General features: G+C 75.2%; 12 protein-coding genes. 4 read left to right on the forward strand and 8 right to left on the reverse strand.

Annotated elements, in window-relative coordinates; all coding sequences use genetic code 11:
• Window positions 1-5 precede the first annotated feature (5 nt).
• The 7 genes from IEW03_RS00850 to IEW03_RS00880 all read right to left on the reverse strand — a co-directional run bounded on the left by IEW03_RS00850 (window position 6) and on the right by IEW03_RS00880 (window position 8604).
• Window positions 6-1247, reverse strand: a complete 1242-nt coding sequence (locus IEW03_RS00850; protein ID WP_188521753.1) for a cystathionine gamma-synthase — start codon at window positions 1245-1247, stop codon at window positions 6-8.
• 74 nt (window positions 1248-1321) lie between these two features.
• Window positions 1322-2731, reverse strand: a complete 1410-nt coding sequence (locus IEW03_RS00855; RefSeq protein WP_188521754.1) for a cystathionine beta-synthase — start codon at window positions 2729-2731, stop codon at window positions 1322-1324.
• A gap of 16 nt (window positions 2732-2747) precedes the next feature.
• The gene (locus tag IEW03_RS00860) at window positions 2748-4784 is read right to left on the reverse strand and encodes an ABC1 kinase family protein (protein ID WP_229737292.1); all 2037 of its coding nucleotides are present in this window, start codon (window positions 4782-4784) and stop codon (window positions 2748-2750) included.
• A gap of 66 nt (window positions 4785-4850) precedes the next feature.
• Complete coding sequence (locus tag IEW03_RS00865) at window positions 4851-5327, reverse strand: hypothetical protein (RefSeq protein ID WP_188521755.1); 477 nt, start codon at window positions 5325-5327, stop codon at window positions 4851-4853.
• A gap of 77 nt (window positions 5328-5404) precedes the next feature.
• Complete coding sequence (locus IEW03_RS00870) at window positions 5405-6727, reverse strand: oligosaccharide MFS transporter (protein ID WP_188521756.1); 1323 nt, start codon at window positions 6725-6727, stop codon at window positions 5405-5407.
• Entirely contained in the window at window positions 6727-7761 is a 1035-nt protein-coding gene (locus tag IEW03_RS00875) for a glycoside hydrolase family 43 protein (RefSeq protein ID WP_188521757.1), read from the reverse strand. Before IEW03_RS00875 ends, IEW03_RS00870 begins: the two co-directional genes overlap by 1 nt.
• Before the next feature lie 189 nt (window positions 7762-7950).
• Window positions 7951-8604, reverse strand: a complete 654-nt coding sequence (locus IEW03_RS00880) for a pentapeptide repeat-containing protein (protein ID WP_188521758.1) — start codon at window positions 8602-8604, stop codon at window positions 7951-7953.
• Window positions 8605-8658: 54 nt separating this feature from the next.
• On the opposite strand from IEW03_RS00880, the gene IEW03_RS00885 reads away from it, so the two are divergent.
• Complete coding sequence (locus tag IEW03_RS00885; RefSeq protein ID WP_188521759.1) at window positions 8659-9246, forward strand: alpha/beta hydrolase family protein; 588 nt, start codon at window positions 8659-8661, stop codon at window positions 9244-9246.
• Window positions 9247-9339: 93 nt separating this feature from the next.
• Here IEW03_RS00885 and def read toward each other — a convergent pair whose 3' ends face one another.
• Window positions 9340-10026: a peptide deformylase gene (gene def, locus IEW03_RS00890; protein ID WP_188521760.1), complete on the reverse strand. Its 687-nt coding sequence runs from the start codon at window positions 10024-10026 to the stop codon at window positions 9340-9342.
• Between the two features lie 85 nt (window positions 10027-10111).
• Here def and IEW03_RS00895 point away from each other — a divergent pair, with 85 nt between their 5' ends.
• From IEW03_RS00895 to IEW03_RS00905, 3 genes are all read left to right on the forward strand, one after another.
• The gene (locus IEW03_RS00895) at window positions 10112-10759 is read left to right on the forward strand and encodes a UdgX family uracil-DNA binding protein (protein ID WP_188521761.1); all 648 of its coding nucleotides are present in this window, start codon (window positions 10112-10114) and stop codon (window positions 10757-10759) included.
• Window positions 10760-10902: 143 nt separating this feature from the next.
• Window positions 10903-11637 carry an ABC transporter ATP-binding protein gene (locus IEW03_RS00900; RefSeq protein WP_188521762.1) on the forward strand — a complete coding sequence of 245 codons (735 nt, stop codon included), beginning with the start codon at window positions 10903-10905 and terminating at the stop codon, window positions 11635-11637.
• Window positions 11634-13019, forward strand: coding sequence for an FtsX-like permease family protein (locus IEW03_RS00905; protein WP_188521763.1), 1386 nt, complete (start codon window positions 11634-11636; stop codon window positions 13017-13019). Before IEW03_RS00900 ends, IEW03_RS00905 begins: the two co-directional genes overlap by 4 nt.

Below are 13019 nucleotides of genomic sequence, written 5' to 3' on the forward strand. Positions count from 1 at the left end.
GTGCCTCAGGCGAGCGCCCGGGCGAGGTCGGCGACCAGGTCCTCGGCGTCCTCGATGCCGACGGAGAGGCGCACGAGGTCGTCGGGCACCTCGAGCGCGGTGCCCGCGACCGAGCCGTGCGTCATCCGGCCCGGGTGCTCGACGAGCGACTCGACGCCGCCGAGCGACTCCGCGAGCGTGAACACCCGCGTGCGCGCGCACACGTCGAGCGCCTTCGCCTCGCTCCCCGCGCGGAACGACACCATCCCCCCGAACCCGCTCATCTGGCGTGCCGCGAGCGAGTGCCCCGGGTGGGACGCGAGACCGGGGTAGACGACCTCGGTGACGGCGGGGTGGGACGCCAGGAAGTCGGCGACGATCGCGGCGTTCGCCTGGTGCCGGTCCATGCGCACGGCGAGCGTCTTGAGCCCGCGCAGCGTGAGCCAGGCGTCGAACGGCCCGGCGACCGCCCCCGACGAGTTCTGGTGGAAGCCGACCGCGCCCGCGACGTCCGTGCCGCCAGCGGGCGACTCCAGCCCGCCCGGCAGCCGGGCGCCCGCCGCGACGACGAGCGCACCCCCGACGACGTCGCTGTGCCCGCCGATGTACTTGGTCGTCGAGTGCACGACGACGTCCGCGCCCAGCGCCAGCGGCTGCTGCAGGTACGGCGTCGCGAACGTGTTGTCGACGACGAGGAGCGCGCCGGCCTCGTGCGCGACGCCCGCGAGCGCGGCGATGTCGCTGATCCCGAGCAGCGGGTTGGTCGGCGTCTCGACCCACACCACCCGCGTCGCCCCGCCGTCGTCCCCGGTGCGCACCGCCGCACGGACCGCGTCCAGGTCCGTGAGGTCGACCGGCGTGTGCTCGACGCCCCAGGGCCCGAACACCCGGGCGACCAGGCGATACGTGCCGCCGTACGCGTCGTCGGGCACGATCACGTGGTCGCCCGGGCGCAGCACCGCCCGCAGGAGCGTGTCCTCCGCGGCCAGCCCCGACGCGAAGGCGAAGCCGCTCGCCGACGTGCCTGTGCCGCCCGACTCCGCGGCGGCCAGCGCCTCCTCGAGCGCGGTCCGGGTCGGGTTGGCCGAGCGCGAGTACTCGTACCCGCCGCGCAGGCCGCCTACGCCGTCCTGCTTGTACGTGGAGACCTGGTGGATCGGCGGCACGACCGCGCCCGTCGTCGGGTCCGGGTCCTGCCCCGCGTGGATGGCACGCGTGGAGAAGCCGGTGGCGGTCCAGTCGGGGTGCTCGCTGCTCGGGGTGCTCACCCGGCCAGCGTACGTGCGCCCGGTGTCCGTGCGCCCGGTCGCGCCGGTCCGGTGTGCGGCCCGTCCGCGACCCGTCACCGGCCGGCGACGAAGCCCAGCAGGTCGTGCCGCGTGAGGACGCCCACGGGGTCGCCGTCCTCGACGACGAGGAGCGAGTCGGCCCCCTGCAGCGCGGCGCGCACGGCGTCGACGCCCTCCCCCGCCCCGATGAGCGGCAGCCGCGGGCCCATGTGGGTGTCCACCCGGTCGGCGAGCGCCGCGCGGCCGGAGAACACGGCGTCGAGCAGCGCCCGCTCGGTCACGGACCCCGCCACCTCGCCGATCTTCACGGGCGGCTCCGCCCCCACGACGGGCATCTGCGACACGCCGTACTCGCGCAGGATCTCGATCGCGTCGCGGACGGTCTCGCTCGGGTGCGTGTGCACGAGGTCGGGCAGGCGCCCGTCCTTGGCCCGCAGGATGTCGCCCGCGGTGACGCCCTCCTCGTCGGGCAGGAACCCGTAGGACCGCATCCACGCGTCGTTGAAGATCTTCGACAGGTACCCGCGCCCGCCGTCGGGCAGCAGGACGACGATCACCGCGCGCGCGGCCGCCTCCGCGTCCTGGTCCTCGAGCCGACGCGCGAGCCGCAGGGCCGCCTCGACGGCCATGCCGCACGACCCGCCGACCAGCAGCCCCTCCTCGCGCGCGAGGCGCCGCGTCATCGCGAAGGAGTCGGTGTCGGTGACCGCGATGACCTCGTCGGGGACCTCCGGGTCGTAGGCCCCGGGCCAGAAGTCCTCGCCGACGCCCTCCACGAGGTACGGCCGGCCGTCGCCGCCCGAGTAGACCGACCCCGCCGGGTCGGCGCCCACCACCTGCACGCGGCCCCCGGCGGCGGCGTCGCGGTCGGCCGAGACCTCCTGGAGGTAGCGACCGGTGCCCGTGATCGTGCCGCCCGTGCCGACGCCCGCGACGAAGTGCGTCACGCGCCCGTCCGTGTCCGCCCAGACCTCGGGCCCCGTCGACTCGTAGTGCGACAGCGGCCCGTTGGCGTTGGCGTACTGGTTCGGCTTCCACGCGCCGGGGATCTCGGTGACGAGGCGGTCCGACACGGAGTAGTAGGAGTCAGGGTGGTCGGGCGCGACGGCGGTGGGCGTCACGACGACGCGGGCGCCGTACGCGCGCAGCACGTCCCGCTTGTCCTCGCTCACCTTGTCGGGGCAGACGAAGACGCAGTCGTACCCCTTGCGCTGGGCCACCAGGGCGAGGCCGACGCCGGTGTTGCCGGACGTCGGCTCGACGATCGTGCCGCCGGGACGCAGCTCGCCAGAGGACTCCGCGGCCTCGACCATCTTCAGGGCGATGCGGTCCTTCACGGAGCCGCCGGGGTTCACGTACTCGACCTTGGCGAGGATCGTCGCGCTCAGGCCCTCCGTGACGCGGGACAGCCTGACGAGCGGGGTGCCGCCGACAAGCTCGGAGATGTGCTCTGCGTATCTCATGTCCTGATCATGCCCCTCACCACCGGTCTCGCGACGTGCCGCGCAGCGCGAGCACCAGCACCCGCACGGCCAGGACCGTGCCGACGAAGCCGAGCGCGGCGCCGAGCACCGTGAACAGCGGGAGCTCCGGCGCGAGCATCGGCCCGCCGTCCGCGACGAGCAGGACCACGGCGCCGACGACGGCGCCCACGGCGACGAGCGTCATGATGACCTGCTGCACGAGGCCCGAGAGGAACGCGCGGTCCGCGGGGTCGGAGAACGCGCGGACCGCGACGGTGAACCGGCCCTGCTCGAGGTCGCTGACGATGCGCGTGACCCGGCGCGGCAGGCGCTCCAGCTCGGGCGCGAAGCCCATCAGCTGCTGCGTCACCTTGCGGCGCACGGCCTCCGGCGTCACCAGCCGGGACAGCAGCGGGCGACCCTCGTCGCGGGCGGCGGCGACGAGGTCGTAGCCGGGGCTCAGCAGGTCGAGCGTGCCCTCGAGCGCGGCGAACGTGCGGAACGCGGCCGCCACCTGCGGCGGCACCGCCACGCCGGCCGCCGTGACCAGCCGCACCAGGCCGGCGAAGGCCGCCCCCGCGCCGGCGCCCGCGCGGAAGCGCAGCACGAGCTGGCCCACCTCCCGCTCCAGCCGCCGCGCGTCCAGGCCGGCGGGCGGGTCGAGCAGCTCGAGCAGCGCGTCGGTGGCCGCGATCGCGTCGTCGCCGTCGATCGCCAGCAGCAGCGAGCCCAGCGCGATGCGCTCGGGCTCGCCCAGCCGCCCGACGGATCCCATGTCGAGGAGGCCGAGGCCGCCGTCCGAGAGCACGAGGACGTTTCCGGGGTGCAGGTCGGCGTGGAAGGTGCCGGCGACGAGGAGCTGGTCCAGCGCGGCCCGCAGCAGCCGGTCCGCGAGCTCCCGCCTGCTCCCCGCGTCGAGGCCCGCCAGCAGCGCCTGCGCCTGCCCGACCGGGGTGCCGTGGAGGCGCTCCAGCACCAGCAGCGTCGGCCCGGACGGGCCGTCCACCACCTCCGGCACCACGACCAGCGGCCCCGACGACGCGCCGTCGTGCGTCACGACGTCCAGGCCGGCGCGCAGGGCGCGCGTGTTCTCGGCCTCCACCGAGTAGTCGAGCTCCTCACGCAGGGAGGCGGCGAACCCGTCCGCCAGCGCGACGACGCCGAGGCTGCGCCCCCAGGCCGTGTCCCGCTCGAGGCGGCGCGCGAGCCGCCCCAGGATCGCGAGGTCCACGGCCACCTGCTCGCGCGCGCCCGGGCGCTGCACCTTGACCACGACCTCCCTTCCGTCGAGCAGCCGGGCGGCGTGCACCTGGCCGACCGACGCCGACGCGAGGGGCACCGGGTCGAAGGCCGCGAAGACCTCGTCCACCGGTCGGGCGAGCGCCTCGGCGACGGCGTCCGCCACCTGGTCCGGCGGCGCCGGGGGGACGTCGCTCTGCAGCGTCGCGAGCGTCGTCGTGACGGCGTCGGGCAGCAGGTCGCGGCGGGTGGAGAGCGTCTGGCCGAACTTCACGAACGTGACGCCGGCGTCGCTCAGGGTGTCGCGCAGCCCGACGGCGAGGCGGCGCACGTCGGTGCGGGACGTCGTCGTGCCGTCCGCGCGCCGGGTGCGGCCGAACGCGCCGCCCAGCCCGTGGCGCAGCGCGATCGTCATGACCTGGGCGTAGCGCCGCGTCTCGCGCCGGCCCTGCCGCAGCCGCCGGACGGCGCGCCACGGGGTGGGCACCGTGCCGGTCGGCACCAGCACCTCGAGCACGAGGAGCACGCACAGCCCGAGCACGAAGGCCCACGCGAAGACGAGGACGATCGCGACCAGCGCCACCCACGGGTCGACGGCGAGCACCCCGTCGTCGTCCGCCCATCCCGCCGCGCGCAGCCCGCCCGTCAGGGCGCCCGACGCGCCCGTGATCGCGACGAGCGACACGAGCGCCGCGCGGACCCACCCGACGGGCGCGCCCATGACGCGTCGTGACGCCCAGGCGAGCAGCACGAGCATCGCCACCGTCGACACGAAGACGAAGAACCCTCCGACCGCACCACCCACCCAGTCCATGGCGCCCACTCTTCCGGACGACGGGCGCCAGGACGTGCTGAACACGTCGGGGCTGAACACGTCGGGTCAGGCGCGGACCGCCCAGGTCGCGAGCGCGAGGGCGACGACGTCCTCGGCGAGCGCCGCGGGCAGGTCGGGCCAGCCGCGGCGGGCGAACGCCGAGCGCCACGCGGCGCCCACGCCGGTCCCGGCGACGGCCCCGGCCACCCCGGCGGCCGCCGCCACGAGGGTGCCGGCCACCGGCGCGCGGCGGCGGCGTGCCAGGAGCAGGCCGCCGGCGGCGCCGCTCACGGCGCGGCCGTCCGGGCCGTGGTTCTCCAGCCTGCTGGGGGTGGCCGGCAGCGTGTCGCCCACGAGCTCGCCCACGACGGAGAGGACGGCGACCGTCCGCAGGCTCGCGGGCGGGCGGCGGACGTACGCCGCGGGCTCGCCCCGCCGCGACGCGGGCGCGGGGCCCAGGACCGGGGCCGCGAGCCCGAGGCTGGCGCGCGCCCCGGCCGCGAGGCCGAGCGCGAGGGAGCGGGCGACGAGGTCGACGGACATGGCTCCCACCCTGGCAGGCGGGCCCGCCCCGGCAACCGGGACGGGCCCTGCGAGCGAGGAGGCGGCGCGACGAGGGGTCAGGCCGCGGCGCCGTCCACGGCGGCGGCGGTCGCGACGCCCGGGTCGGGCCGGCCCCGGTCGTCGCGCATGAGGAGGGCGGCGACCACGGTGACCGCGACCACCACCACCGCCATGACGAGGTACGAGCTCGAGAACCCGATGGCGTCGTAGGACAGGCCGAACACCCAGGCGAAGATGACGATGCCGATCTGCTTGGCCGTGTTGAAGCCGATCATGTACGCGGTCGCGGAGATCCGGACGTCGAACATGCGGGTGATGTACTTCATCACCGAGATGAGCATGAGCGGCATCTCGATGGCGGCGAGCAGGCGCCACAGGATGAGCAGCTCGGTCGAGTCGAAGATCGCCGAGCCGAGCACGCGGACCACGAGGACGCCGGCGAAGAGCAGCAGGCCGTTCTTCGCGCCGATCTTGTTGATGAGGAACGGCATGGCGATCATGACGAGCGCCTCGAGCAGGATCTGCACGAAGACGACGCGGGAGAAGAGCACCTGCGGGTCGCCCGCCCCGGCGAAGGACTGCGCGAAGTAGATCGCGAACTGCTGGTCGAAGACGTCGTACAGGGCGGCGGTGCCGAACATCAGCACCATGAAGCCGACGAACGAGCGGTCGCGCAAGAGGTGCTTGACGGTCGCCGCGCTCACGCGAGGCTTGTCCTCGCCCTCGGTCTTGGCGCCGCCGGCCGCGACGTACTCCGGCGAGCCGGGCTTCGGGGTGCGGGCCACGAGCAGCAGGGCGCCCAGCACGATCGCCGAGAACGTGGCGACCCACCAGATGTTGTCGGGGTTGGACGCCCAGATGAACCCGCCGACGAGCGAGGCCGTCGCCCCCGCGACGGACCCGAAGAGGCGCACGTGCCCGTACTCGAAGCCGTTGGCCCGCGAGTTGCGCTCGTTGAACGCCTCGACGACGCCGACGCCCGAGTTGAGCGCCAGCGACAGGAAGATGCCTCCCACGACCGCGCCGAGCACCTCGTTGAGGCTCACGATCGGCACGAACACGAACGCGAAGAACGGACCCATCAGCGCGCCGACGAGGACGACCACGGCGAACAGGTTCTTGCGGAACCCGAGCCGGTCCTGGATGTACCCGTAGAACGGCTGCAGGCACAGGGCCGTGAGCGCCATCACGGAGTTCACGAGGCCGATGTTGCCGCTGCTCATGCCGGCCTCGTCCGCCAGCCAGGGCGCGAGGAACGTCATCACGAGCTGCCAGATGGCGAAGTAGAAGAAGAACAGCCCGCCGAAGTTCCAGAACGCGAGCTTCGTCAGCGAGTCCCGGGCGCGGGGCTTCGCGGGGGCGGCGGTCGAGGTGCTCATCAGAACGCTCCGTCGGCGGGCAGGACCTCGGTGGAGGTGGGGGTGGGGCGGGTGTCGGGGACGGGCGTGCCCCACACGGGGTCGCCGGCCGCGTCGAAGGGCAGCACCTGGGCGCGGGCGTGCCGGTTCGGGTCACGCAGCGGGTCGCCCGTGATCTCCGTGTAGGTGCGGGCGTGGTAGACGAGCACGGTGTCGCCGTCGGCCGTCTGCGTGAACGAGTTGTGGCCCGGACCGTACTGGCCGGCCGCCGGGTCGGAGACGAACACGGGCTCGGGGCTCTTGGTCCACGACGCCGGGTCCAGCAGGTCCGCGCCCGCGTCGGCGGTGAGCAGGCCCATGGCGTAGTCGATGCCGGTGGCGGCACCCGAGTAGGTGAGGAAGACGCGGCCGCCGCGCACCAGCACCGACGGGCCCTCGTTGACCCAGAACCCTCGGGTCTCCCAGTCGAACTCCGGCCGGGTCAGCTCGACCGCCTCGGTCGCGAGCGTCCACGGGTTCGCCATGCGGGCGATGTAGAGGTTCGAGTGGCCCTTGACGTCCGGGTGCTGCTGCGCCCACACGAGGTACTGGTCGCCGTCGTGCGTGAAGCTCGTCGCGTCCAGGGCGAACGACTCCCAGCCGGTGTCGACCTGGCCGCGCTCGGTCCACTCGCCGGCCAGCGGGTCGTCGGCCGTGTTCTCCAGCACGAAGATCCGGTGGTTGAACGTGTCGTCGGTGCCGGGCACGTCGACCGTCACGTCCTCGTCCGGCGCGGCCGCGTAGTAGACGTACCAGGCGCCGTCCACGCGGTGGATCTCGGGGGCCCAGATCAGGTGCGACTGCGGGCCGTCGGGGTGCCGTTCCCAGATGGTCACCTCGTCGGCGGCCTGCAGGTCCTCGAGGCGCTCGGCGCGGCGCAGCACGATCCGGTCGTACTGCGGGTGCGATCCCGTGAAGTAGTACGCCCCGTCGTGCCGCAGCACGCACGGGTCGGCACGCTGCAGCACGATCGGGTTGATCGCCACCTGCTCGCGTGACACGTCGAAGTCCGTCATCGGGGTTTCCTCCGGGTTCCTGCGCTGGGCCGGCGGCGTCGGTCGTCGACGCCGTACCTCCGAGGGTAAACGATGTAAATGGGCGGTCCGGGCTCCCCCTGGCCGCTCCGCCCGGGATGACCAGGGCGAACGGCTCGGGGTGTGAGAAGGGCCACCCGACCGCGACGGTCGGCCGGTCCGGGGCGGTCGTCAGCCCGCCACGACGACCCCCAGCGCCTCGGCCAGCGTGACCGCCTGCGCGGGGTCGACGACGGCCCCCTCGAGCATCGCGGTCCGCGGGTCGACGGCGGACAGGTCGCTGCCGCGCAGGGTCGCGCGCCGCAGGTCCGCGCCGTCGAGCACCGCGCCCGACAGGTCGACCCCGACGACGGTGGCGCCCGGCAGCCGGGCGCCCTCGAGGTCCGCCTCGCGCATCCGCGCCCCCTCGATCCGCACGCCGGACAGGTCGGCGCGGCGAAGCGTCACGAACGACCAGTTCCCGCCCTCGACGCGCAGCAGGTCGAGGCGGCAGTCGTCGAACGCGGACCCGACGAGCTTGCACCGGTCGAACCGGGCGTCGAAGAGGTTCGCGCGGCTGAAGGTGCAGCCGGTGAAGGCCGACTCCGTCCAGACCGACGCGTTGAACCGCACCCCGCGGAACGTGCAGCCGTCGAACGTGGCGCCCGTCGCGTGCGCCTCGGTGAGGTCGACGTCGACCAGCTCGACCTGCTCGAAGACCTGCCCCGACAGGTCGCGGGCGTACCAGTCGGCGCCCCGCACGACGCTCCCGGGCTCGATGCCGCCCGGTCCGGTGCCGCCCGGTCCGATGCCGCCCGGGACCCCACCCGGCTCCTTCTCGCTCATCCCCCGGACGCTACCGGCGGGCGGGGACAGCCCCGGACCCCGGACACTGGACCCATGCCGCAGCGCCACGACTCCCGTCCACTCGGCCTCCTGCTCACCCCCGGAGCGGGCGCGGGCCGCGACCACCACTCGCTCGTCGCCGTCGAGCACGCCCTGGACGCGCTGGACCCGCCCGTGACGACCCGGCGCGTCGACTTCCCGTACCGCCTGGCGGGCAAGAAGGTGCCCGACCGGCCGCCGGTGGCGGTCGCGCACCTGCGGGCCGAGGCCGAACGGTTCGCCGCCGACCTGGGCACGACGACCGACCGGCTGCTGCTCGGCGGGCGCTCGTTCGGCGGGCGCATGTGCTCGATGGCGGTGGCCGAGGGCCTGCCCGCGGCCGGGCTCGTGCTGCTCAGCTACCCGCTGCACCCGCCCGGCAAACCGGAGCGGCTGCGCGTCGAGCACCTGCCGCAGCTCCGGGTGCCGGTGCTGTTCGTCTCCGGCGACCGCGACCCCTTCGGCACGCCCGCCGAGCTGGCCGAGCACGCGGCCGCGATCCCGGGGCCGGTCACCACGGTGACGATCCCCGGCGCGCACGACGTGCGCGGCAAGGACGGCGAGGTCGCGGCCGCCGTCGCCGACTGGGTGCACACCCTCTGAGCCACCCCGAGACAGCAACGTGCGTGCTGACTTGATCCCCAAAACCGCGTCGTGAGGATCAAGTCAGCACGCACGTTGCTGTCTCGGGGCGGGTCAGCGGCCGCCGGCGGGGGCGTCGGGATAGTCGGCCGGCGTCTTGTCGAGCTCGATCGCCACCTCGCGGCGCCCCGCGAGGACGTCCGCCCGCTCCTCGTCGCGCTGGCGCAGGGCGTCGGCCTGCAGCGCGGGCGACAGGTGGTCCCAGTAGAGGGTGCCGTCCAGGTGCTGCGCCTCGTGGACGAAGCACCGCGCCAGGTACCCGGACGCCGTAAGCTGCAGCGGCCCGCCGTGCTGGTCGACACCGCGGACCGTCGCGCCACCCGGGCGCTCGAGCGGCTCGTACGCGCCCGGCAACGACAGGCAGCCCTCGTCCTCCGTCTCGGGCTCGGCGTCCTCGTCGATCTCGAGCACCGGGTTCACGACGTGCCCCACGTGCCGGTCGCCGCGGGAGTCGGTGAGGTCGTACACGAACACCCGCAGGTCGACGCCGACCTGCGGCGCCGCGAGCCCGACGCCCTCGGCCCCCTCCATGGTCGCGAACATGTCGTCGATCAGCCGGGCGAGCTCGGGCGTGGAGAACTCCTCGACCGTGCGCGCCGGGGCGTGCAGCACCGGCTCGCCGAGCTCCGTGATCCGGCGCACGTGGCCGCGCGCCACCTCAGGCGCCTGGGCCGGGTACGGGTCGACCGGTTCCCCCAGCAGGTACGTGGTGGGTCGACGACGCCCGAAGCTCCAAGCCATGGCGCCGAGCCTACCGGCCGGCCGACGACGCGGAACCGCCCGGCGAGCACGCGGCAGCCGCGCCATCCTGGCCCCGGAGGTGACCATGACGCGCAGCCGGCCGGACCGCCCCGGAGCCCAGGAATGGGTGCCCGACGACGCCCGTGTGGAGGCGCTCACGGAGGCGTCGCACGCCTGCCGCGGCTGCGAGCTGTGGGCCGACGCGACCCAGGTCGTGTTCTCGACGGGGCCCGAGGACGCCGGCCTGGCGCTCGTCGGGGAGCAGCCGGGCGACCGCGAGGACCGCGAGGGCGAGCCGTTCGTCGGACCGGCCGGCCGGGTGCTCGCCGACGCGCTCGAGGCGGCCGGGCTCGACGCCGGCGGCGTGTACCTCACGAACGCCGTCAAGCACTTCCGCCACGTCGAGCGGGGCAAGCGCCGGCTGCACAAGACCCCCGACGTCGCGCACGTCCGGGCCTGCCTGCCGTGGCTGGAGGCCGAGCTGTCGGTGGTGCGACCGCGCGTGGTCGTCGCGCTCGGTGCCACCGCGGCGCGCGCGGTGCTCGGGCGGCCGGTGCGCGTCGGCGAGGTCCGGGGCACGCTCCTGGACGACGCCGAGGGCGTGCGCCCGGAGGCGGCCGTCGTCGTCACCACCCATCCGTCGTCGCTGCTGCGCCTGCGCGACCGCGCCGACCGCGACGCCGCCTTCGACGCGCTGGTCGCGGACCTGCGGGTGGCCGGCGCCGCCGTCTGAGCCGGCCCGCAGGTCCGTCCTCGCCCGGCCGGGTCCCGGGGGAACCCTGACCCCGCCGTCATACCTGAGGGGGACCTGGGCGGCGCCCGGATCCGCTCGGAGGGCGACGCGCGCCGGCCCGCCCCGCGGGCACCCTGGGTGTCATGACACCTCTGCTGAGCGCGCGCGGACTCACGATGCAGTACCCCGGCGGGGCCACGCCGGCCCTCGACGCCGTCGACCTCGACATCGCGCCGGGCACGTCGGTCGCCGTCATGGGCGCGTCGGGCTCGGGCAAGACGACGCTGCTGCACTGCCTCGCCGGCATCCTGCGGCCCACGGCGGGGTCGGTGACCTTCGCGTCCGGGTCCGGGCCGGTCGACGTCGCGACGCTCGGCGACGACGCCCGCGCCCGGCTGCGGCGCGAGGAGCTCGGCTTCGTCTTCCAGCAGGGGCTGCTGCTCGGCGAGCTCACCGCGCTGGAGAACGTGGCCGTCGCGCGGATGCTCGGCGGCGTCCCCCGCGCGCAGGCGGAGGCCGAGGCCGCGCAGTGGCTCACCCACCTGGGCCTGGCCGGCATGGAGCAGCGCCGCCTCGGCGAGCTGTCCGGCGGGCAGGCGCAGCGCGTCGCCATCGCGCGCGCCCAGGTCACCGGGGCCCGGCTCATCTTCGCCGACGAGCCCACCGGCGCGCTGGACTCCACCACGTCCGAGGAGGTGCTCGACCTCCTGCTGGCGGCCGTGGCCGCCGGGCGCACCCTCGTCGTCGTCACGCACGACGCCGACGTCGCGCGCCGGTGCGCCCGCACCGTCGTGCTGCGCGACGGGCGCGTCGTCTCCGACACGGCCCTCGCGGCCGCCGCCGGCGGGGCCGCGACCCCGGGCGAGGTCGCCCGATGAACGCCGCCGTCCCCGGCGCCCGGCCCACCGGCGCGCTCGTCACCGCCGTGCGCCTCGCCCCCCTGTTCGCCCGGCGGCGCGACGGCGACCGGCTCGCGCTCTGGCTGCCGGTCGTGAGCTTCGCCGTCGTCACGGCCCTGCTGGAGCTCGTGGCGGGCGGCGCGCAGGCGTTCTTCCGCTGGGACGACGACCTCGCCAGCACCTACCAGACGCTCGCGGTGATCGCCCTCGTGCTGCTGCTCGTGCCGCTCGGCACCGTGGGGGCCTCCGCCGCCCGCCTGGCCGCGCGCCGCCGCGACGAGCGCCTCTCGTCCCTGCGCCTGCTCGGCGCCACGACCGGCACCGTCACCACGCTGACCGTCCTCGAGGCCGCCGCCACCGCGTTCGTCGGAGCACTGGCCGGGACCCTGCTGTACGGGGTCACCGCTCCCCTGCTCGGCCTGCTGCAGTTCCGCGGGGAGGCGCTCGGCGCCCAGGTGTGGGTGCCGTGGTGGTGGCTGCCCCTCGCCGTGGCGGTCGTGACGCTGCTCGCCGCCGCGAGCGCCGTGGCCGGGCTGCGTGCCGTGGTCGTGACGCCGCTGGGCGTGCGCACGCGGCAGCGGCCGGGGACGGCGCACTGGGTGCGCGTGGTGATCGCCGGTGCCGTGCTGCTGGCCGGGCTGGGGCTGATGCAGCTGCTCGGAGTGCTCGGCCAGATGGGCGGCATCGTCGCGATCGTCGGCGCCCTGGCGGCGTCGTTCGGCGCCATGCTGCTCGCGCTGGACGCCCTCGGCCCGTGGTTCGTGCGGGTGCGGGCCCGGCGTCAGGCCCGCAAGGCCGCGACCGTGCCGCGCCTGCTCGCCGCCCGCATGATCCTCGAGGACCCCAAGGCGACGTGGCGACAGGTCAGCGGCGTCGCGATGACCAGCTTCGTGGGCGTCTTCGGCGCCGTGGGCCTGGCGATGGCCAACCTGTCCGCGACCGAGGACATGGCCGCGGACGAGCGGTGGCTGATGCACGACATCTCCACCGGCGTCCTCGTCACCGTGGCGGGCTCGTTCCTCATGGTCGCCTGCTCGGTGGGCATCAACCAGGCCGCCGCCACCCTCGACCGCGCGGCGGTGCACGTCTCGCTCGACCGGCTGGGCGTGCCGCGCACCGTCATGGCCGAGGCGTCGCGCCGCTCCGTGATGTCCGCCCTGTGGATGGTGGCGGGCGGCTCCGCGCTCTGCGCCGCCGTGCTGCTGTTCCCACTGGTCGGCTTCGCGATCTTCGTGCAGCCGATCGCCGTCGCCACCGCGCTCGCCGTGTTCGCCGCGGGGTTCGGTGCGGTGCGCGGGGCTGCGGCGCTCAGCGCGCGGCTGGTGCCCGGCATCCTCGCGCGGCCCGAGCGGGTGCTCTGA

It is taken from the genome of Isoptericola cucumis (genome assembly GCF_014635665.1).
In the GTDB taxonomy this organism is placed as follows: Bacteria; Actinomycetota; Actinomycetes; order Actinomycetales; family Cellulomonadaceae; genus Isoptericola; species Isoptericola cucumis.

What these genes read in the sequence shown, in the direction of transcription:
- IEW03_RS00855 (WP_188521754.1), bottom strand. Translation starts at nt 2,731, where the DNA reads ATGAGATACGCAGAGCACATCTCCGAGCTTGTCGGCGGCACCCCGCTC.
- IEW03_RS00860 (WP_229737292.1), bottom strand. Translation starts at nt 4,784, where the DNA reads ATGGACTGGGTGGGTGGTGCGGTCGGAGGGTTCTTCGTCTTCGTGTCG.
- IEW03_RS00865 (WP_188521755.1), bottom strand. Translation starts at nt 5,327, where the DNA reads ATGTCCGTCGACCTCGTCGCCCGCTCCCTCGCGCTCGGCCTCGCGGCC.
- IEW03_RS00870 (WP_188521756.1), bottom strand. Translation starts at nt 6,727, where the DNA reads ATGAGCACCTCGACCGCCGCCCCCGCGAAGCCCCGCGCCCGGGACTCG.
- IEW03_RS00875 (WP_188521757.1), bottom strand. Translation starts at nt 7,761, where the DNA reads ATGACGGACTTCGACGTGTCACGCGAGCAGGTGGCGATCAACCCGATC.
- IEW03_RS00880 (WP_188521758.1), bottom strand. Translation starts at nt 8,604, where the DNA reads ATGAGCGAGAAGGAGCCGGGTGGGGTCCCGGGCGGCATCGGACCGGGC.
- IEW03_RS00885 (WP_188521759.1), top strand. Translation starts at nt 8,659, where the DNA reads ATGCCGCAGCGCCACGACTCCCGTCCACTCGGCCTCCTGCTCACCCCC.
- def (WP_188521760.1), bottom strand. Translation starts at nt 10,026, where the DNA reads ATGGCTTGGAGCTTCGGGCGTCGTCGACCCACCACGTACCTGCTGGGG.
- IEW03_RS00895 (WP_188521761.1), top strand. Translation starts at nt 10,112, where the DNA reads ATGACGCGCAGCCGGCCGGACCGCCCCGGAGCCCAGGAATGGGTGCCC.
- IEW03_RS00900 (WP_188521762.1), top strand. Translation starts at nt 10,903, where the DNA reads ATGACACCTCTGCTGAGCGCGCGCGGACTCACGATGCAGTACCCCGGC.
- IEW03_RS00905 (WP_188521763.1), top strand. Translation starts at nt 11,634, where the DNA reads ATGAACGCCGCCGTCCCCGGCGCCCGGCCCACCGGCGCGCTCGTCACC.